At 44.4% G+C, this 19,511-nt stretch carries 14 protein-coding genes; 13 read left to right on the top strand and 1 reads right to left on the bottom strand.

The window, feature by feature from the left end; genetic code table 11:
- The first annotated feature begins 8 nt into the window (after positions 1-8).
- The 3 genes from uxuA to IGJ25_RS15050 all read left to right on the top strand — a co-directional run bounded on the left by uxuA (position 9) and on the right by IGJ25_RS15050 (position 2,539).
- On the top strand, positions 9-1,106 hold the full coding sequence (gene uxuA, locus IGJ25_RS15060) for a mannonate dehydratase (protein ID WP_010749945.1): 1,098 nt from the start codon (positions 9-11) through the stop codon (positions 1,104-1,106).
- Positions 1,103-1,720, top strand: coding sequence for a bifunctional 4-hydroxy-2-oxoglutarate aldolase/2-dehydro-3-deoxy-phosphogluconate aldolase (locus tag IGJ25_RS15055; RefSeq protein ID WP_010749944.1), 618 nt, complete (start codon positions 1,103-1,105; stop codon positions 1,718-1,720). Before uxuA ends, IGJ25_RS15055 begins: the two co-directional genes overlap by 4 nt.
- Positions 1,721-1,816: 96 nt before the next feature.
- On the top strand, positions 1,817-2,539 hold the full coding sequence (locus tag IGJ25_RS15050; RefSeq protein WP_010749943.1) for an HAD family hydrolase: 723 nt from the start codon (positions 1,817-1,819) through the stop codon (positions 2,537-2,539).
- A 206-nt stretch (positions 2,540-2,745) separates the two neighbouring features.
- Here IGJ25_RS15050 and IGJ25_RS15045 read toward each other — a convergent pair whose 3' ends face one another.
- Complete coding sequence (locus IGJ25_RS15045) at positions 2,746-3,909, bottom strand: ROK family transcriptional regulator (protein ID WP_010749942.1); 1,164 nt, start codon at positions 3,907-3,909, stop codon at positions 2,746-2,748.
- Between the two features lie 250 nt (positions 3,910-4,159).
- Between IGJ25_RS15045 and xylB the strand changes: the two genes are divergently transcribed.
- The 10 genes from xylB (at position 4,160) to IGJ25_RS14995 (ending at position 19,500) form a co-directional block, all read left to right on the top strand.
- Complete coding sequence (gene xylB, locus IGJ25_RS15040; protein ID WP_010749941.1) at positions 4,160-5,656, top strand: xylulokinase; 1,497 nt, start codon at positions 4,160-4,162, stop codon at positions 5,654-5,656.
- Positions 5,657-5,773: 117 nt separating this feature from the next.
- Positions 5,774-7,081 carry a xylose isomerase gene (gene xylA, locus IGJ25_RS15035; RefSeq protein ID WP_008380597.1) on the top strand — a complete coding sequence of 436 codons (1,308 nt, stop codon included), beginning with the start codon at positions 5,774-5,776 and terminating at the stop codon, positions 7,079-7,081.
- Positions 7,082-7,222: 141 nt separating this feature from the next.
- Positions 7,223-8,689: a glycoside hydrolase family 1 protein gene (locus IGJ25_RS15030; RefSeq protein WP_010749940.1), complete on the top strand. Its 1,467-nt coding sequence runs from the start codon at positions 7,223-7,225 to the stop codon at positions 8,687-8,689.
- A gap of 36 nt (positions 8,690-8,725) precedes the next feature.
- Positions 8,726-10,132, top strand: coding sequence for a response regulator (locus IGJ25_RS15025; protein WP_010749939.1), 1,407 nt, complete (start codon positions 8,726-8,728; stop codon positions 10,130-10,132).
- Between the two features lie 362 nt (positions 10,133-10,494).
- Positions 10,495-11,325, top strand: coding sequence for a BglG family transcription antiterminator LicT (gene licT / locus IGJ25_RS15020; RefSeq protein ID WP_010749938.1), 831 nt, complete (start codon positions 10,495-10,497; stop codon positions 11,323-11,325).
- 111 nt (positions 11,326-11,436) lie between these two features.
- Complete coding sequence (locus IGJ25_RS15015; protein WP_010749937.1) at positions 11,437-13,287, top strand: beta-glucoside-specific PTS transporter subunit IIABC; 1,851 nt, start codon at positions 11,437-11,439, stop codon at positions 13,285-13,287.
- A 10-nt stretch (positions 13,288-13,297) separates the two neighbouring features.
- Positions 13,298-14,725 carry a 6-phospho-beta-glucosidase gene (locus IGJ25_RS15010; RefSeq protein WP_225000606.1) on the top strand — a complete coding sequence of 476 codons (1,428 nt, stop codon included), beginning with the start codon at positions 13,298-13,300 and terminating at the stop codon, positions 14,723-14,725.
- Positions 14,726-14,869: 144 nt separating this feature from the next.
- A complete protein-coding gene (locus IGJ25_RS15005) occupies positions 14,870-15,769 on the top strand; it encodes an ROK family protein (RefSeq protein WP_005228453.1) in 900 nt (299 codons plus the stop codon).
- Complete coding sequence (yicI, locus tag IGJ25_RS15000; protein WP_010749935.1) at positions 15,766-18,036, top strand: alpha-xylosidase; 2,271 nt, start codon at positions 15,766-15,768, stop codon at positions 18,034-18,036. Before IGJ25_RS15005 ends, yicI begins: the two co-directional genes overlap by 4 nt.
- Positions 18,037-19,500, top strand: coding sequence for a glycoside hydrolase family 43 protein (locus tag IGJ25_RS14995; protein ID WP_081116049.1), 1,464 nt, complete (start codon positions 18,037-18,039; stop codon positions 19,498-19,500).
- Positions 19,501-19,511: the final 11 nt, after the last annotated feature.

Raw genomic sequence — 19,511 nt, 5'->3', positions numbered from 1 at the left:
GACAGCAAATGCAATGGGGGTTTCGATGGTACGGGGAAGGGGATACGATCCCGTTAACGAATATTCGACAAATTCCAGGAATGCACGGCATTGTAGGAACACTTCTGAATAAAATGCCCGGAGATGTATGGGAGGTTTCCGAAATCAACGCACTAAAAGCATCAATTGAAAAAGAGCATCTTTCGCTATTAGGGATTGAGAGTGTCGCGATCCACGATGCGATCAAAGCTGGAACAGAGGAACGGGATCACTACATCGATCAATATATTCAAACGATTCGGAATTTAGCAGCTTGTGATGTACATATGATCTGCTATAGCTTCAAACCGATCTTCGGCTGGGCAAAAACAAATCTATTTTATCAAAACGAGGATGGCAGCTTCTCTTTGCTCTATGATCAAGCCGTTGTGGATGATATGGAACCTAGTGAGATGTATACGCTGATCCATAGCCAATCAAAAGGCTTTAAATTACCAGGTTGGGAAGAAGAACGACTGAAAAAGTTCCAGCGTTTGATGGCAACTTATGAAGGGGTCACTCAAGAGATCCTCTTTGATAACTTAAGCTATTTCTTAAAGCGGATCATTCCTGTGTGTGAAGAAGTAGATGTGAAAATGGCGATCCATCCGGACGATCCACCTTGGGAAATTTTTGGTTTGCCACGGATCACCAAAAATTTAGAGGACTTGAAAAAAATCATGGCCATCGTGGATTCGCCTTATAATGGGGTGACGTTGTGCACCGGTTCGTTAGGTGCCGATCCAGAAAACGACATGGTGGAGATCGTTCATGGCTTAAAAGGCCGCATCAACTTTGTTCATTTTCGCAATGTGTTGTTTATGGGGGAACGCAAATTTAAAGAATCTGCCCATCTTTCCACTGAAGGATCGTTAGATATGTATGCCATTATGAAAGCCTTGGTTGAGGTCGGTTTTGATGGTGTCATCCGTCCTGATCACGGGCGGACGATCTGGGGGGAAGTGGCGATGCCAGGCTATGGTCTGTATGATCGCGCGATTGGTATCAGTTATCTTCAAGGGCTTCATGAAGCCGTCTTGAAAGAACAAATGCAATCGAGGGGAACGAAGGGAGGAGAGAGCGTATGACACTCTATGAACAATTGGCAAAAACAAGGGTGTTGCCTCTTTACACTGCAACAGACCTTACCTATTTGCCAGTAGTAGAATCACTGCTGATTGAGCATGAACTGTATTTTATTGAAGTGACCTTCCGCAGTGACCTTGCTTTAGAAGCGATTGAAAAACTCTCTCAATCGGGCAAATTGATCGTAGGCGCAGGCACGGTCCGCACCTTAGAACAAGCGAAAGCAGCGGTTGAGAAAGGGGCGCGCTTTATTGTTTCCCCTGCTCTTGTACCTGATGTGGTGGAATTTTGTCTTGCCGAAAACATTCCAGTGTTTCCAGGGACAGCTACGCCAAATGACATTCAACGGGCAATGGATTATGGCTTATCAGTTGTGAAATTTTTCCCTGCGGATATCTACGGGGGCTTGCCGGCAATCAAAGCCCTCAGTGGTCCGTTTTATGATATTCGATTTGTCCCAACTGGCGGAATCAACCTCGAAAATATGCAAGACTATTTATCTGATCCGCAAGTGCTAGCAGTTGGCGGCTCCTTCATTCTTTCAGAATCACTAGTAAAAGAAGGTCGGGAAAAGGCTGACAGCCATTTGGCGCATGTAAAATCATTGCTAAGTTGAGCAGTCAGCTGTAAATAAACAAGGTGAAGCAATGGGTTCCAGAGGATTTTGGTACCATTGCTTTTTTATTCGCAGAAAAGTAAAGGAGGCTATAGGATGAAAAAGATAAAACTGGTGATTTTTGATATGGACGGTTTGATGTTTGAAACAGGTCGTCTAGCTTACCGCGCTTATTTAAGAGCCGCGGAGGAATATGATTTTGAAGTTTGCCAAGAAGTTTATTATTACCTGACTGGCAGAACGGAAGCAGATATTCGTAAAGGGATGCAGGAACTTTATGGCAGTACGGTACCAACGGATCGATGGCGAGAAGCGATGAATCTTCAGAAAGAAGTGATTTTAGCTGAAGAAAAACGGGTATTCAAAAAGCCCGGCCTTCTTGAACTGTTGGAAGCATTAAAAAAACAAGATTGCTTGATGGCCGTGGCATCCTCTTCATCGAAAGAAAAAATCAAGGCGTACTTTGAAATGGAACAGATGCCAGATTGGTTTGATACAGTGGTTTCTGGGGATCAAGTGCGAAAGGGCAAACCTGATCCAGAAATCTTTCTAACAGCTTGCCAACAATTAAGCGTAAAGCCTGAAGAAGCCTTGGTATTAGAAGATTCTCTAGCTGGCATAAAAGCCGCAAAACAAGCCGAAATCCCAGCTTTTCTGATTGCGGATGATTTGAGTGCTTTGCCAGTCAAGAAAAATGGGAAGTATCCTTTGCTTAAACAGCCAAAACTTGAGCAAGAAGTAGCTGCACAGGTGAAAACTTTTTCTGATCTGACGGAAGTTAAAGACTGGCTAGTCGTGAATCATTTTTCTTGGGATTGATCAAATCGTACGGATTTTCCTGCATAGCATCTCGCAAAAACAGGTAGTCAGCGATCAATAAGTTTTTGGATGACTTTTTTCTATTGAAGTATAGAATTGGTATTATAACTGTCGCAGGATTCAAAGAATAGCGAAAGTTCTTTACTGTGAAAAGAGAAAACGCTGGACTGCTCCTTCAGTCCAGCGTTTATTTAGCGTATCAGTTGCTACAAATCAAGTGCCGCAAAGCGCAAATCGTTGATATTCAAGAAATGTTTCGCCACTAAAACGTTGCCGCCAAACAGCGGGGCCTGATCGCCTAATCGACTGTTTTTGATCTTCGTGTTTTTGGTGAACTGGCTGGTCAATTTTTGTTGCAGCGCCAGTAATAAATCAGGAATTTTGCGATAGACCGAGCTGTTGATATAGACTTCTTCGGGATCAGAAAAAGTGATGACATTGTTTAGCCCAATACTAAGAAACTCAACATTTTGTTGCGCCAATTCGACTGCTGACTTTTCTCCGACATGGTAGGCTTGTGCAAAGGTATCCGAATTAACGAACGCAGTTTTTGTATAGTGACTGTAGGTGTCAAACAAGACTTTGTTCGAGGCATATTGCTCTAAGCAGCCTCGATTGCCGCAAGGACACAAGTTGCCGTGAGGAAAGAGCGTAGAATGGCCAACTTCCCCCGCCATGCCGTGAGTACCGGTTTGTAGCTGCCCATCAACGATGATTCCGACACCGATCCCACTATGGACGCTGACGCTCAGTAAATTCGTGGAATCAGAAGAAAAACAGTACTCGCCTAAAGCCGTCAGATTGGCTTCGTTCTCTATATAGACCGCCGTATTGTATTTTTGGCTCAAAGGGGCGATCAAATCAAAGTGTTCCAAGTCGTAGTAGGGGGCAAAGGTGATCGTCTGATTGTGAACGATGCCGTGGATCGCCAAACAGATTCCTACTAATCCATGAGTGGTTTGCGGCATTTGCGGCCAAAATTCTTTCATCATAGAATCGATCGTCGCCAGTACATTTTCTTTGGTGATCAATTCATGGGAATGATCGGCGGAGGCGATCATCTCGCCATTGATATAAGAGAGCATTCCACGAACATAGTTATAGCCGATGTCAAAGGTAACAGCTAAGCTACTGCGGTGGTTGAATTGCAATTGAATCGGTTTGCGACCACCGATCGAAGTGGAATCCCCAATGCCGACTTCGCGCACGAAGTCCGTGTCGATCAGTTTTTTGGTTATTTGAGAAACAGACGCTTTATTGAGATGGGTCAAATTTGACACTTCCGCTCGTGACACATTTTCATTGTCAATGATCGTCTTCAATACAGCCGCTTCATTTTGTTCGCGTATGCCCATTTTATTGATAATCATGTATTCTCCTCTTCGTAGATGTGATTAGTGTTAGTTTACCGTGCAAATTAATATTGTGCAAGCTGAAGAATAAAGAAAAGACGCAGAATGTAGGAGCAGCAGTTTGAGAAGGAAAAACCATGAAAGATTCGTTGAAAGCGCTTGACAGGAATGCGAGAATCGTTTACTATCCAATTAGTTAGTTTTGAATGCTAATTAACCGATTAAGGGTCAATGGTTAACTGCTTCAAACAGAGGAAGGAGAGAAGAGATGGCTTATTTTTTAGGGTTGGATCTAGGAACAAGTGCGTTAAAAGGCTTAGTTTTTGATCAAACCGGGGAACTCCAAGGAACAGCAAGTGCTGACTATCCATTGTCATCCCCTAGACCGGGGTTCAGTGAGCAAGAGCCGGTGCATTGGCAAGAGGCGGCAGATAAGGTGATCAAAACCTTGATCCAGCAGCTTCCAACGCTGCAAAAGGAATTGATCGGCGTCAGCTTTTCTGGGCAAATGCATAGTCTTGTTTTATTGGATGAAGAAAACCGAGTCATTCGTCCGGCAATATTATGGAATGACGTTCGAACCACCAAACAATGCCAAGCGATCATGGCATCCTTTGGAGAGGAAATAAAAGCAATCACCAAGAATGTTGCTTTGGAAGGGTTCACCTTACCAAAAATTTTATGGGTCCAAGAACACGAGCCTGAACATTGGCAACAAGTTCGTCACATGATGCTGCCAAAAGACTACTTGGCTTTTTGGCTGACTGGGAACTATTCGATGGATTATTCCGATGCAGCGGGTACGTTACTGCTGGATATCGAAAAGAAGTGCTGGTCTGAAGCCATTCTAGAAAAATTCGCAATCGCATCGGATTTACTGCCGCCGCTTTTTGAATCAGCAGCGCCTGTGGGGCAAATGCGAAAAGAGCTGCAAGAAGCCTTTGGGTTTGAACAAGAGGTGACGATCTATGCAGGTGGCGCAGACAATGCCTGTGCTGCATTAGGTTCAGGGATCATCGCCGAAGGTGTCGGCATGGTGTCGATTGGCACGAGTGGTGTGTTCTTATCCTTTGAAGAAGCGCAAGAGGTTGATTATCAAGGAGATCTACACCTTTTCCGTCATGCGATCAAAGACAAGTTGTATTCAATGGGGGTCACGTTAGCCGCTGGAAATTCCTTAAGCTGGTATCGTGATACGTTTGCCCCCAACCAATCGTTTCAGGAATTGCTTTCAGCGATCAGTGAGGTAAACCCAGGGGCAGAAGGCCTGCTGTTTACGCCTTATATCGTGGGCGAACGCACACCGCATACCGACAGCCAAATCAGGGGTAGTTTTATCGGCATCGACACACGGCATCGCGAAAAGCATTTCAGTCGTGCCGTCTTAGAAGGGATCACCTTCTCTTTGAAAGATTCCCAAATGATCATGGAAGAACGGGCACAGCGGAAATTCACCCAGATCGTTTCTGTGGGGGGCGGTGCGAAAAATGCCGAATGGCTGCAAATGCAAGCCGATATTTTTAATGCAGAAATGCTGACTTTGTCTACTGAGCAAGGTCCAGGTATGGGCGCAGCAATGCTGGCAGCAATCGGCAGTGGCATTTATCCAGATGCAGCTGCCTGTGTTAACGCCTTTGTCAAATACGGCAAGGCCATTGCACCGATTCCTGAAAATGTCGCCAAATACCAAGAAATCTATGCGATCTACCGCACCGTCTACCAACAAACCGCACCTATCTGCCATGCATTGGCGCAAATCGAGTAGCGTAATGGCAGCAGGCAATCTACTTGATCAAAGCGAGGAATCGTTTTTGGTTCTAAATGATTGGAAACAAGTAAGTTAGTTTATTACACTAAAAAACATAAAATGGAGGCAACAACAATGACTTATTTCCCAGAGATCGAAAAAATCCGCTACGAAGGTCCTAAAACAGACAATATGTTTGCATTTCGCCACTACGATGCCGAAGAAGTTGTTTTAGGCAAGAAAATGAAAGATCATCTACGTTTTGCAATCGCCTATTGGCATACGATGACGCAAGACGGTTCTGATCCTTTTGGCGCACCTGTCAACAAACGGACGTGGATTGGTGACACCGAAATGGAAACGGCGAAAAATCGAGTAGAAGCCTTCTTCGAGATTTGCGAAAAATTAGGGGCAGAGTTCTTCTGTTTCCATGATGTAGACGTGGCACCTGCAGGAGAAACGTTAGAAGAATTTTTCCAAAACTTAGACGAAATCACCGATTTGATCAAAGAAAAAATGGAACAAACGGGGATCAAACTATTATGGAATACAGCAAATATGTTCTCACATCCTCGTTTCAATAACGGCGCTGCTTCCACCAATAATGCGGAAGTTTATGCGTATGCGGCAGCCCAAGTCAAAAAAGGCTTAGACATCTCGAAAAAATTAGGCGGCGAAAACTATGTCTTCTGGGGTGGCCGTGAAGGCTATGAAACCTTGTTGAATACAGACATGAAATTTGAACAAGACAACATCGCCCGTCTATTCAAAATGGCGATCGCTTATGGCGAAAAAATCGGTCATAAACCTCAGTTCTTATTAGAGCCGAAACCAAAAGAACCATCAAAACATCAATATGATTTTGATGCAGCGACAACGATGGCCTTCATTCAGCACTACGGCTTAGAAGGAGATTTTAAATTAAACCTAGAAGCCAATCATGCAACATTAGCTGGTCATACCTTTGAACATGAAATCGCTGTTGCCCGCAGCTATAACGCATTAGGCTCACTGGATGCCAACCAAGGAGATATGCTGTTAGGATGGGATACGGATGAATTCCCAACCAACGTCTTTGACTCGACACTTGCTTTATACGAAGTCTTAGAAAACGGCGGCATCGCACCGGGAGGAATCAATTTCGATTCTAAAGTCCGTCGTTCGTCATTTGAAATGGAAGATCTGTTGTTAGCCCACATCGCTGGTATGGATACGTATGCCAGAGCGTTGAAAGCAGCAGCGAAACTAAAAGAAGACCGCTTCTTAGACGAGTTGAAGGAAAAACGGTATGCTTCTTTCCAAGAAGGCATCGGAGCGAAGATCGTTGCTGATGAGGAAAACTTAGAAACACTGACAGATTACGCATTGGCTCATGATCAAATCGAATTAGAATCCAGCCACATTGAATATGTGAAATCTCGTTTGAATGATTACCTGTTTTAATAAGAAACGACTGTCGTTCTGAGGAGCGGCAGTTTTTTCACCTAAAAAATATCTTTTGGCAATTGTTACGAATCAACCAAATTATGATACGATAAAATGTAACCGATTTATTTCGGTTTAGGAAATGAAGGAGGCAACTTGATGTTTCACACAAACTTAGATCCTTTCCCAGAAAACTTCTTATGGGGGGCAGCTTCGGCGGCCTATCAAATTGAAGGAGCATGGGCAGAAGACGGCAAAGGTCCGTCGATTTGGGACACCTATGCCCAAATTCCTGGCAATACTTTTGAGGAAACCAACGGCAAAGTGGCGATCGATCATTACCATCGGTACAAAGAAGATGTTGCTTTGATGAAGCAAATGGGCTTGAAAGCCTATCGCTTCAGCGTGGCGTGGTCGCGAATCTTGCCTGATGGCGAAGGCGCGATCAATGAAGCGGGTGTGGCGTTTTACGAAAAGCTGGTGGACGAATTGCTTCGGCAAGGAGTAGAGCCGATTTTGACGCTGTATCATTGGGACCTTCCCCAGGCTTTGCAAGACAAATATCAAGGATGGGAAGGCCGAGAAACAGCAGAAGCATTTGAACGGTATTGCCGGATCCTTTTTGAACGCCTAGGAAAGAAAGTCACCTATTGGGTCACCATGAATGAACAAAATGTCTTCACTTCTCTTGGGTACCGTTGGGCGGCACATCCGCCGGGCTTGAAGGACTTAAAACGGATGTATGCAGCCAATCATATCATCAACCTTGCCAATGCTAAGGCGATCAATTTGTTCCATGAGCTGGTTCCTCAGGGCAAGATCGGTCCAAGTTTTGGCTATGGACCGATGTATCCGTTTAGCTGTGACCCAGAAGATGTGCTAGCAGCAGAAAATGGCGAAGCCTTCAACAACGCATGGTTTTTAGATGTCTATTGCAAAGGCGAATACCCGAAATTTGTGTACAAGCAATTAGCCAAAGTTGGCTTGGCTCCTGAAGTCACTCCAGAAGATCAAGCACTATTAAAACAGGCAAAACCTGATTTCTTAGGAATCAATTACTATCACGGTGGGACGGCCCAGCAAAACAATTTGCAAAAGCAGTCAGCTGAAAAGAAAGAATTTTCTAAAGTCGATCCGTATTTGATGCAAGCGGCAGCTGGTGAGTTCTCACCCGAAGAAACCATGTTTGCGACAGCAGAAAATCCTCACTTGAAAAAAACAGATTGGGGCTGGGAGATCGATCCCGTTGGTTTCCGTGTAGCCTTGCGGCGCATCCAAGCCAATTATGACTTGCCGATTTTTATTACTGAAAATGGGTTAGGCGCTATCGATCAATTGACAGAAGACAAACAGATCCATGACCCATATCGCATCACCTATTTGCAGGAACATCTGGTGGAACTGCAAAAGGCCATCACGGATGGGGTTGAGCTGATCGGCTATTGTGCTTGGTCCTTTACAGATCTACTGAGTTGGTTGAATGGATACAAAAAACGCTATGGGTTTGTTTATGTTGATCGCGACAATCAAAGCGAACGTCAGTTGGCGCGCATCCCGAAAGATAGTTTTTATTGGTATCAAGAGGTGATTCGCACCAACGGGGCAAGTTTGACAAGTGAAACATGATGTAACGAAGGAGTAGCTGAAAATGGAGGTTGGAAAATGCGTAAAGTGTTGATCGTTGACGATGAAGCATCGATCCGAAATGGGCTACCTCTGATCATCGATTGGGAACGTCTGGGGTATCAAATCGTCGGGTCGGCGGAAAACGGCGAAGCTGGCTTGGCAATGATCCGCGAATTGAAGCCAGATGTTGTGATCGCTGATATCCGTATGCCGGGAAAAAATGGTCTTGAGATGGTGCAAGCAGCATCGGAGGAAGGGCTTTTGTTTTTTGCCATTATTTTATCCGGCTACTCAGATTTTGACTATGCCAAGCAAGCTTTGCAACTGGGCGCTGTGACCTATTTGCTGAAACCAGTTGACGAAGAAGAGCTGATCGGTATTTTGACGAAAATCGATCAAAAAGCCAAGACCGATCAGCAGAAAAATCAGAAGAGTCAGTTGATGGAGAAATTGTTTGGCGGGGATCAAACGGGAATCAAAGACGCACAAGCCATCAAGCTATTGCGTCTTTCCGAGGAGGCAGATGCCCAAAAGCTGGTTGAGAAATTGCAGGAGCAAGTGGCGCAAGTCGTCACCTTGATCCATCGGCATCATCGGTATTTGGTTCTGTTAAACGAGGAACGCTTTCCTGACGAGGCGATCGATGCGTGGTGCCGTAAAAAAATGGCTCACCATGAAATCTTGATCTCCCGCTGGTTTGCGGCGCAAGATAACTTGAAGCCATTGATGATCGATATCCAGACATTAAGTAAATTGATTTTCTTATTTCCCAATCAAGTCATTTCTCACCATGTTTTGGATACGACGCAAGAAGCAGAAGAACGAAGCGATTTGCGTGAAGAATTAGTTAAGGCGATTTTGGCAAACAATCCGTTAGAACAGCCGTTATCCCGCTATTATCAAACCTTTTATCATTCATTGGCATTGGAAGAAGAGATCAAATGGCAAATCAATGGTGACATCGAATGGCTGCAGCATCAAATCAGTGAAAAAGTAGCCTTAGCAATCGAATGGTCGACAGACGAAGTACATCAGCAGATTTTTCTCGCCCAGACGTTTCCAATGCTGCAAGAGGTGATCACCGCAAAACTAGCTGACTTGCAAGCAACAGTCGCCAGCAGTTTGAACCAAATCGATATCATTGCAGAATTGATCCAATACACGAAAAAGCATTATCAAGAAGATTTGACCTTGAAAAAAATCGGGGAACGTTTCAATTACAATAGTGCCTATCTAGGCAAGAAGTTTCGCAAAGAAACTGGGAAAAATTATTTGGCGTTCTTGGATGAAGTACGAATGGAAAAAGCGGTGGAAATCTTACGTCATTCCAATCTAATGGTCTACGAAGTTGCTGAATTGGTGGGCTACAGCAATGTTGATTATTTCTACAAAAAGTTCAAACAATACCATCAGGTTTCACCGAATGAGTTTCGGAAAACATAAGAAAATTCGCTGATACATGAGCAGCTATTTTTCAGGAAAACAGTCCATCGCATAGGCAATGAAAAGAGAAATTTGTGAAAAGAAAAAGCGGCATTACAGGTTCGCATGGCGGCAGCAAGAGACAACACGTCTTTTTTTGTCGCCATTTTTTTGAATAATCTCGTCAGAAGCTCATACAAGAAAATGCTTTAAAAAAGCTATTGACGTCGTTTTCATTTTGAAGTATAGTAAGTGCATCGGATCGTTACTGATAATGCAGGCGTGACCACAGGTATGAGATTTTCTCCATTCGTTTGTTTTGGAAAAAGATCATAGCTAGTTGGTGACGTTATTTTTTTGTTTTATTTTAGGAGGTGTTGACCATGGAAATCGTCAAAGTATTTAATAATAATGCTTCATTAGTCCTGAACGACAATCACCAAGAAGAAGTTGTGATGGGGAGTGGCATCGGCTTTGGTTTGAAGCCAGGCGACACTGTCGATCAAAAGAAAATAGAAAAGCGATTCATCATTAACGACCAAAAAAGCATTGCAGATTTGGAACAGCTGCTTAAACGGATTGAATATCGTGATCTGCAACTGGCCAGCGATATTTTAAAATTGTTTGAGGAAGCGTTTCAATGCGAAAGCAATCCTGCACTGCTAGTGGCACTTGCAGACCATATCGGTTTTGCTCTGACGAGAGCAAGAGAAGGGATGAAAATTCAAACACCCCTAGAATGGGAATTAAAGCAGGTGTACCCGAAAGAATATGAAATTGGTCTTCAAGCGGTTGAGCTGATGCAAAAGCGAACACATCTGAATATTCCGCAAGATGAGGCTGCTTTTATTACGCTGCATTTCGTGAATTTTTTAGGCGATAACAACGGAATGGAAGAAACAATGCTGATTTCCAAAGTCATGAAAGATATTTTGACGATCATCAATTATCATTATGGCAAAGAATTCAGACAAGACTCTATTTATTTTTCCCGATTCATCACTCACATTCGCTACTTTGTTAAACGACAGATGAGCAATGAGCTACCAGCTCAACCAGCGTCTAGTTTATTAGATGTGATTCAACTGAAATATCCGTTGGATTATGAGTGTGCTATGAAAATCAAGCAATTTCTGGAAAATAGGTATCAGTGGGAAATCACTGAAGATGAAGTGTTGTATTTAACCTTACATTTAAATCGATTGGCATCTTAACGGATCGTTACTGGTAAAGCAGGTGTGACCTAGAGTGAGCACTCAAACGAGTCTTTTGTTTGAGGTGTCTTCTAGATCACGCTTTTTATTATACGCAAAAGGAGAATAACTATGAAATTTGAAAACGAAAGTGCCGCGATCATTCGCTTGATCGGTGGTGAAAAAAATATCGATAGCTTGGTTCATTGTGCAACGAGATTGCGTTTTGGCTTGAAGGATGACGCCAAGGCCAATAAAGGGGAACTTCAAAAACTACCCTATGTGATGTCCGTTGTACAAAGTGGAGGACAATATCAAGTCGTAATCGGCAGCAATGTATCAGATTACTATGCGACGATCTCAGCTATGGCTGGGTTATCAGATCAAGAAACAGGTTCTTCGAAAAAAACAGGTTTTAATTTGAACGCCGTATTTGAAATTATCTCAGGTGCTTTTTCTCCTTTAATTCCTGCTCTAGCAGGTTCGGGGATGCTAAAAGCACTGCTGACGGTTTTGACCCAATTTAATTGGTTATCAGCAGAATCTTCTACTTATATCATTTTGAGTGCCGCGAGTAATGCAATATTTTATTTTTTACCGATTTTCTTAGGGATCACGTTGTCGAAAAGATTAGGTGCCAACATGTACGTTGGCGGCGTGATTGGTGCAGCATTGTTGGAACCTCAGTTTACTGGGTTGATTGGCGTGGAAAATACAAATTTCTTAGGGATACCAGTTCAAGCCGTGGACTATGCCACAACCCTATTTCCGATTTTTGCGGCTATTTTCATTTATCAATTTGTAGATAAATTTTTGAAAAAGATTATTTATAAAGACATTCAATTGTTTGCCGTACCAATGCTTAGTTTGATGATCATGATTCCATTGACCGTTATCCTTTTTGGTCCATTCGGCACCTTTTTCGGGGATCTTTTATCAGGAAGTGTAATGTGGTTATTTGAAAAAAGCCGAATCCTTTCAGGTATCGTTTTAGGGGGCGGGATGACCTTCATGGTTATGTTTGGTTTGCACTGGGGCTTTACACCTGTAACGTTAGATAATCTGACAAGATTAGGTGGAGACCCCATTGAAGGAATGGCATTGGCCGCTGTTTTTGCTCAAATCGGGATTGCAGTTGGCTTCTTCTTACGAGCGAAAAAACATTCGAAAATGCGGGCTTTGGCAGGCCCAGTTGCATTGACTGGCTTCTTTGCCGGCGTGACAGAGCCCATCGTCTATGGGATTATTCTTCGTTACAAAAGACTTTTGCCGATCGTAGCTATTTCCGGTGGTTTAGGCGGAGCAGTGTTAGGCGCTTTTGGTGTGACGATGAATGCGTATGTTTTCCATAATATTTTTTCCTTACCTGTTTACAGTCCTTTGGTGGGTTATCTGATCGGAATCACCGTTTCATTGTTGTCAGGAGCTCTACTGGCTTATTTCTTCGGCGTGAAGGAAAGTGAACTAACAGAATTTGAAGCAGAGCCTGAATCAGAGGTAGAAAGTATCTTAACCAATGCAGCAACTCCGATTTATTCACCGGTAAAAGGACAAGTGATGCCTTTAGCAGAAGTGGAAGACGATGTCTTCGCCAGCGGAATCGCTGGACAAGGAATTGCGGTCATCCCCGATGAAGGAATCATTCGGGCACCTTTTGCAGGTACTGTTGTTGCTGTTTTCCCTTCTAAGCATGCGATTGGTATCAAATCTGATCAAGGGGTTGAATTATTGATCCATGTCGGATTGAATACCGTGAATCTAAATGGTGAGTTTTTTGATGTTAACGTCGAAAATGGTGCGACAATTGCACGAGGAGATCGTTTGTTGACCTTTGACCGGCAGGCGATTCTGGATAAAGGCTATCAATTATCGACACCCGTGATCGTTACAAATTGTGGACCAGATACAGTAATCGAGTACGAAACAACGGCCGGAACAATTGAAGCAGAAGGGATTCTGTTTACCGTAAACAACGAAGGATAGGAGTTTGAAAATGAAAGAAAACTTTTTATGGGGCGGTGCGATCTCCGCTCATCAAGTGGAAGGTGCTTGGCAAGAAGGCGGGAAAGGGATCAGTATTGCCGATGTGATGACAGCAGGAACGAAAGACCGGCCTCGGAAAATTACCAACACAATCTTGCCTGAGGAATATTACCCGAATCATGAAGGCATTGATTTTTACCATCGTTACCCGGAAGATATCAAACTTTTTGCGGAAATGGGTTTCAAAGCTTTGCGAATCAGTATCGCATGGACACGAATTTTTCCTTTAGGAGATGAACAACTACCGAACGAAGAAGGGCTGTATTTTTACGATCAGGTCTTTGACGAGATGCAAAAATATGGAATAGAACCTGTTGTGACGTTGTCTCATTTCGAGATGCCCTATCATTTAGTTGAAACCTATGGGGCTTGGCGCAACAGAAAGATGATCGGATTTTTTGAACGTTTTGCGCAAACTGTAATGGAACGCTACAAAGAAAAAGTGCGGTATTGGCTAACATTTAACGAGATCAACAATCAGCGGATCATCGATAATCCAATTTACAGTTTTACCAATTCTGGTGTGATCTTTGACGAGGATGAGGAGAAACTAGCAGGCATGTACCAAGCCGCTCACTATCAGTTTGTTGCTTCAGCTCGGGTCGTCACAGCTGCGAAAAAAATCAATCCTGAGTTTCAAATTGGCTGCTGTTTAGCTGCCACACCTAATTACCCGCTGACTTCTGATCCTCGTGATCAATTGTTAGCACAACAAGAAGATAATAATCAACTCTATTTCACAGATGTACATGTCCGTGGACACTACCCAAAAAGAATTCTCAATGAATGGCAGAAAAAAGGGTACACGATCGATGTGACAGAAGCCGATCTTGATGATTTGGCAAACGGCACCGTTGATTATATCGGTATTACTTATTATTTAAGCAATACAGTATCTACCCGCTTAGATGCAAACTATCTACATGATCCTTTGTTGGGCAGCAGTGTGCTAACAACGAATCCTTATGCAACGATGACGGAATGGGGCTGGACGATTGACCACATGGGATTGCGCTATATGCTGAATCTCTTGCAGGACCGTTATGAACTGCCGATTTTTATTGTGGAAAATGGCTTTGGTTTTAATGACCAAATGACAGAAACCGGCATTCATGATCCCGAACGGATTGACTATTTAGCTGAACACATCAAACAAATGATGCTTGCCATCGAGGAAGACGGCATTGATGTGATTGGGTATACAGCATGGGGCTGTATTGATCTCATCTCATTTACTACAGGTGAAATGCGAAAAAGATATGGGTTCATCTATGTAGACCGTGACAATGAAGGGAATGGTTCGCTTGATCGAATCAAGAAAGATTCTTTTGATTGGTATAAGGAAGTCATTGCTTCAAATGGAGCAATGCTTAAATAAAAAAGAAGTATCCTATTGCCTATCGGAGACAGAAAAAAGCTAATTTTTATAGTAAGAAAGTCTATTCTAAGAAGTAGGCTTTCTTTTTTTTCTTTTATATAATTTAAATGAAACTGTAAGCGCTTTTCGAACGGAGGAGGAGAAATGACAGATGTACGCCTGTGCTTTGATGTAGGGGGGACCTATATCAAATTCGGGGTTTTTACGGAGAAGAATCAATGGCTGGACCGAGGCAAAATCAAAACCCCGAGTAATACGCGGGATGAATTTTTTGCTGCCTTAGCTGCCAAAATAAAAGAAGTCGAGCAAGTGCATGTCATCGAAGGGATCGGGCTGAGTTTTCCTGGTTTCATTGATTCAGTCAATGGCCGAGCGATCATGGCGGGGGCGTTGGCTCCTTTACACGGCTGTGCTGTTGTACAAGAGCTGCAGCAGCGTTTAAACAAGTCCTATCCGATCTGGATCGAAAATGATGCGAAATGTGCTGCTTTAGCAGAACTTTCTACCGGCAATGCTGCTGACGTACAAGATTTTGTCATGATCACATTAGGCACCGGTATTGGTGGCGCGCTCGTTCATCAGCGCCAGTTGATTCACGGACATGGGTTTCGGGCAGGAGAATTCGGAATGATGATCACTGATTTTCAAGCATCTTCTTTTGCGACCCTCCATGATCTAGCTTCAACGAGAGGACTGATTGCTGCCTATCGGCGGGCAAAAGCGATTCCTGAATCAGAGGAGATTTTAGGCGAAACCATCATGCAACAGCGGTCGAGTGATCCTGAAACGCAGGAGATCCTGAAACAGTGGGCACGTTATGTCGCACTTGCGATTTACAACCTAGCTGTCACGATGAATCCCGAAAAAATACTGATCGGCGGCGGCATCAGCCAACACCCTGATCTATTAGCTATAATCAAACAAGCAATCAATGAGAACCCCCATTGGCCAGATTTCCAAGTGCCGATCGAGACTTGTCGTTACTATAATGATTCTGGTCTGTTAGGGGCGTTGACATTGATCCAACAAGGAGGAAAAAAATGAAATTTTCAGATGGCGGTTGGTTATTTCGTGAAGGATTTGATGTGAAATTTGCGGTGCATGTCTACGATGCCCGTAAAGAAGAAAACAAATTGGTTTTATATCTGCCTTATAGCTATGTCGGACATAAAGGGGCAACGCTGGATGGCGGATTGTTAACGATGGAAGTCACTACCCCTAGAAGCAATATCATTGGGATCACCCTCTATAACTATAAAGGGGTCCAAGCCAAAGCCCCCGATTTTGAATTGATGACAGAAGCGATCACTCCTGATATTTCAGAAGACGAGCAATCATATGTTTTTCGCTCGGGAGACTTGCAAGTCGTAATCACCAAAGAGGAAAATGTGACAGCTTCGTTTTATTACAAAGAACAGCTGATTACCCAAAGCAAGCCTCGCAGCAAAGCCTTAGTGATCGATCCGCAAGCAAATACCCATATCAGCGAACAGTTGACCCTGGATGTGGGAGAAACGATCTATGGTTTAGGGGAACGCTTTACAAATTTCGTGAAGAACGGCCAGAGTGTTGATATCTGGAATGCCGACGGGGGCACTGGTACAGAGCAAGCTTATAAAAATATTCCTTTTTATGTAAGTAATAAAGGGTATGGCGTCTTTGTCAATTCACCAGATCGGGTGCAATTCGAAGTGGGGAGTGAAAAAGTTTCGCGTGTTCAATTCAGCAATCCAGGACAATCGCTGCAGTACTTTGTGATTGCCGGCGATGAGTTAAAACAAGTGATTCAGCGCTACACTGATTTGACGGGGAAACCGTCGTTGCCGCCTGCGTGGTCCTTTGGTTTGTGGCTAAGTACCTCGTTCTTGACGGATTATGATGAACAAACCGTGACGTCTTTTGTAGACGGTATGGCAGAACGTGATATCCCTCTTGAGGTCTTTCATTTTGACTGCTTATGGATGAAAGAATACGAGTGGTGCAACTTCACATGGGATGAACGAACTTTCCCAGAACCTGAAAAAATGCTGCAGCGCTTGAAAGCCAAAGGATTGAAAATCTGTGTCTGGATCAATCCTTACATTGGGCAAAAATCACCCTTGTTTGATGAAGGGATGGCCAATGGCTACTTTTTGAAACGCGCCAATGGAGATGTCTGGCAATGGGACAAATGGCAAGCCGGTTTGGCGGTCGTCGACTTCACCAACCCTGAAGCGATCGCTTGGTACAACAGCAAGCTGCGTGCCTTATTAGACATGGGGGTGGATTGCTTCAAAACGGATTTTGGTGAACGGATTCCCACCGATGCGGTGTACTATGATGGCTCTGATCCAGAAAAAATGCACAATTATTACGCCTATCTATACAATAAGGTCGTCTTTGACTTGCTGAAAGAAGTCAAGGGAGCAGAAGAAGCCATCGTTTTTGCGCGGGCAGCTTCGGTTGGTTCACAACGCTTGCCTGTACACTGGGGCGGCGACAGTACCTCAGATTATCCATCGATGGCAGAGTCGCTGCGGGCAGGTCTGTCCTTTGGGTTAGGCGGCTTTGGGTATTGGAGCCACGATATCTCAGGGTTTGAAGCTGGCTCAACTCCAGACCTCTACAAGCGCTGGACACAATTTGGTCTGCTGTCTTCCCATAGCCGTTACCATGGCAGCTGGGAATACAAAGTGCCATGGGTCTATGACGACGAAGCCGTGGCGGTAGCTAAAGCCTTTACCAAGTTAAAACTGTCCTTGATGCCTTACTTGCAAGCCCAATCGGTGCTAACCGCTCAAACGGGGATTCCGATGATGCGGGCAATGGTCTTAGAGTTTCCTGAAGACGAGATGACCCATCATTTGGATCGCCAATACATGCTGGGGGAACACCTTTTAGTGGCGCCCATTTTTAATGATCAAGGAACAGTCTCCTTTTACGTACCGAAAACGAAGGGGCATTGGATCGACTATTTATCTGGCAAAGCATACGAGGGCGGACGCTGGTACCAAGAAACCTATGACTATTTCCACTTGCCACTGTTAGTCCGACCAAATCAAGTCATTATCGAAGGCCATGAACAAACCAAAGCAGTCTATGACTATGCCCAACATCCAACGATCCATCTTTTTGATCCGCAAGACAAGACCGCTGCCGCTATCTATGATCACCATGGTGAGTGGATTGGTGAGGTGGCTGTCGAAAGAGTCGATCAAGAACTGATCGTCAAGCTGACTGGCATCCAGCAAGCATTCTTGCAGATACACACGACTGCTGGAAAAACGAGCCATGAGCTGACGGCTGACCAAACCACGATAAAGGAGTTCTAGATGCCCATGCGAACCATCACGAATCCAATTTTACCTGGATTTCATCCAGATCCCAGTATTTGCCGTGTCGGTGAAGACTTTTATCTGGTGACGAGTACCTTTGAATATTTTCCTGGATTACCAATCTATCACAGTAAAAACTTGGCAGACTGGCAGCTGATTGGCCATGGACTTTCGCGACCTGAGCAGTTGCAGCTACCGACGAAAAACCCCAATGCTTTTGGTCTGTATGCCCCAACCTTGCGTTTCATCAAGGACCGCTTTTACCTCGTTTGCACCAATGTTGGCGCAAACGAAGGAGGAGAAGGCAATTTTCTGATTTGGACGGATGACATCGCTGGTGAATGGTCTGACCCGATTTGGCTGGACACCCCTGGGATCGACCCAACAATTTTCGCAGATGACGATGGACAGACCTATTACTTAGGCACCCATAAGGAGATCTATCTGCGGACGATCGATTTGGCTTCTGGAGATCTAGGCCCGCGGCAAAACATTTGGACGGGCAGCGGAGCGGCTGATCCAGAAGGCCCCCACTTGTATAAAAAAGACGGTTATTACTACCTGTTGATCTCCGAAGGCGGAACGTCCTATGGGCATATGCTGACCATGGCCCGCAGCCGTTCCTTGACGGGACCCTATGAAGCATGCCCCAACAATCCAGTGATGACCAATCGCAGTACGAATCTGCCGCTGCAAGCCGCAGGGCATGCGGATCTCGTGCAAGATACTAAAGGCAACTGGTGGGCAGTCTGTCTAGCAGTACGCCCCATCAGCTATCCTTTGAGGCATTTGTTAGGGCGGGAAACATGCCTGCTGCCAGTAGACTGGTCAAACCCATGGCCGGAGTTTGGCGAAGAAGGTCATTTACCAGAAAGCATTCAGGTAGACACAGCGGCGGCACCAAAGGAAACACAAAAGAAGAGCAGCAAGCCTGATTACGTGACTTTATTCGAATGGGACCCGACGTTGATTGAAGAAGAGCCGCATGGCTTCTTGCTGCATCCTAATCAGACGGGTCTGTCTGATCAAGGCAAACTTGCGGCTGTGTTCCAACGGCAAACCGCCTTTGATCAACAATTTCAAGCAACCTTTGATTGTCGGCAACTAACGGATGGACAAGCGGGATTGACGGTTTTCTTAAATGCCACCCATCACTATGAGGGCTACTTGGAAAAAACGGCGTCCAGTCAGCAGCTAGTTTTCCGCCGACAAATCGGTTCCCTATGGAAAGTGGAAAAGAAACTGACTTATGCAGCAGATACAGTCACCTTGCAGCTGAGCGCCGATAAAGAAACTTATCGTTTTTCTGTTGTTGATGAGCAAGGACAAGCACAGCCTTTAGGTAGGGGAGAAACAAAATATCTGACTACTGAAGTTGGTGGTGTCTTTACTGGGATCATGGTAGGCTGCTATGCCAGCGCCTCTTCATCCCAACAAACCGTTCATGTGCGGGATTTCTAATCAATCAAAAG

Origin of the sequence: Enterococcus sp. DIV0240d, from assembly GCF_051711245.1 — a bacterium.
Taxonomy (GTDB): domain Bacteria; phylum Bacillota; class Bacilli; order Lactobacillales; family Enterococcaceae; genus Enterococcus_D; species Enterococcus_D casseliflavus.
Note: the sequence above shows the minus strand (reverse complement) of the source record. Positions and strands in the feature narration are given on the sequence as shown.

Excerpts from the sequence above, each read along its gene's own strand:
- uxuA (WP_010749945.1), top strand. The coding sequence starts at position 9 with ATGCAATGGGGGTTTCGATGGTACGGGGAAGGGGATACGATCCCGTTA.
- IGJ25_RS15055 (WP_010749944.1), top strand. The coding sequence starts at position 1,103 with ATGACACTCTATGAACAATTGGCAAAAACAAGGGTGTTGCCTCTTTAC.
- IGJ25_RS15050 (WP_010749943.1), top strand. The coding sequence starts at position 1,817 with ATGAAAAAGATAAAACTGGTGATTTTTGATATGGACGGTTTGATGTTT.
- IGJ25_RS15045 (WP_010749942.1), bottom strand. The coding sequence starts at position 3,909 with ATGATTATCAATAAAATGGGCATACGCGAACAAAATGAAGCGGCTGTA.
- xylB (WP_010749941.1), top strand. The coding sequence starts at position 4,160 with ATGGCTTATTTTTTAGGGTTGGATCTAGGAACAAGTGCGTTAAAAGGC.
- xylA (WP_008380597.1), top strand. The coding sequence starts at position 5,774 with ATGACTTATTTCCCAGAGATCGAAAAAATCCGCTACGAAGGTCCTAAA.
- IGJ25_RS15030 (WP_010749940.1), top strand. The coding sequence starts at position 7,223 with ATGTTTCACACAAACTTAGATCCTTTCCCAGAAAACTTCTTATGGGGG.
- IGJ25_RS15025 (WP_010749939.1), top strand. The coding sequence starts at position 8,726 with ATGCGTAAAGTGTTGATCGTTGACGATGAAGCATCGATCCGAAATGGG.
- licT (WP_010749938.1), top strand. The coding sequence starts at position 10,495 with ATGGAAATCGTCAAAGTATTTAATAATAATGCTTCATTAGTCCTGAAC.
- IGJ25_RS15015 (WP_010749937.1), top strand. The coding sequence starts at position 11,437 with ATGAAATTTGAAAACGAAAGTGCCGCGATCATTCGCTTGATCGGTGGT.
- IGJ25_RS15010 (WP_225000606.1), top strand. The coding sequence starts at position 13,298 with ATGAAAGAAAACTTTTTATGGGGCGGTGCGATCTCCGCTCATCAAGTG.
- IGJ25_RS15005 (WP_005228453.1), top strand. The coding sequence starts at position 14,870 with ATGACAGATGTACGCCTGTGCTTTGATGTAGGGGGGACCTATATCAAA.
- yicI (WP_010749935.1), top strand. The coding sequence starts at position 15,766 with ATGAAATTTTCAGATGGCGGTTGGTTATTTCGTGAAGGATTTGATGTG.
- IGJ25_RS14995 (WP_081116049.1), top strand. The coding sequence starts at position 18,037 with ATGCCCATGCGAACCATCACGAATCCAATTTTACCTGGATTTCATCCA.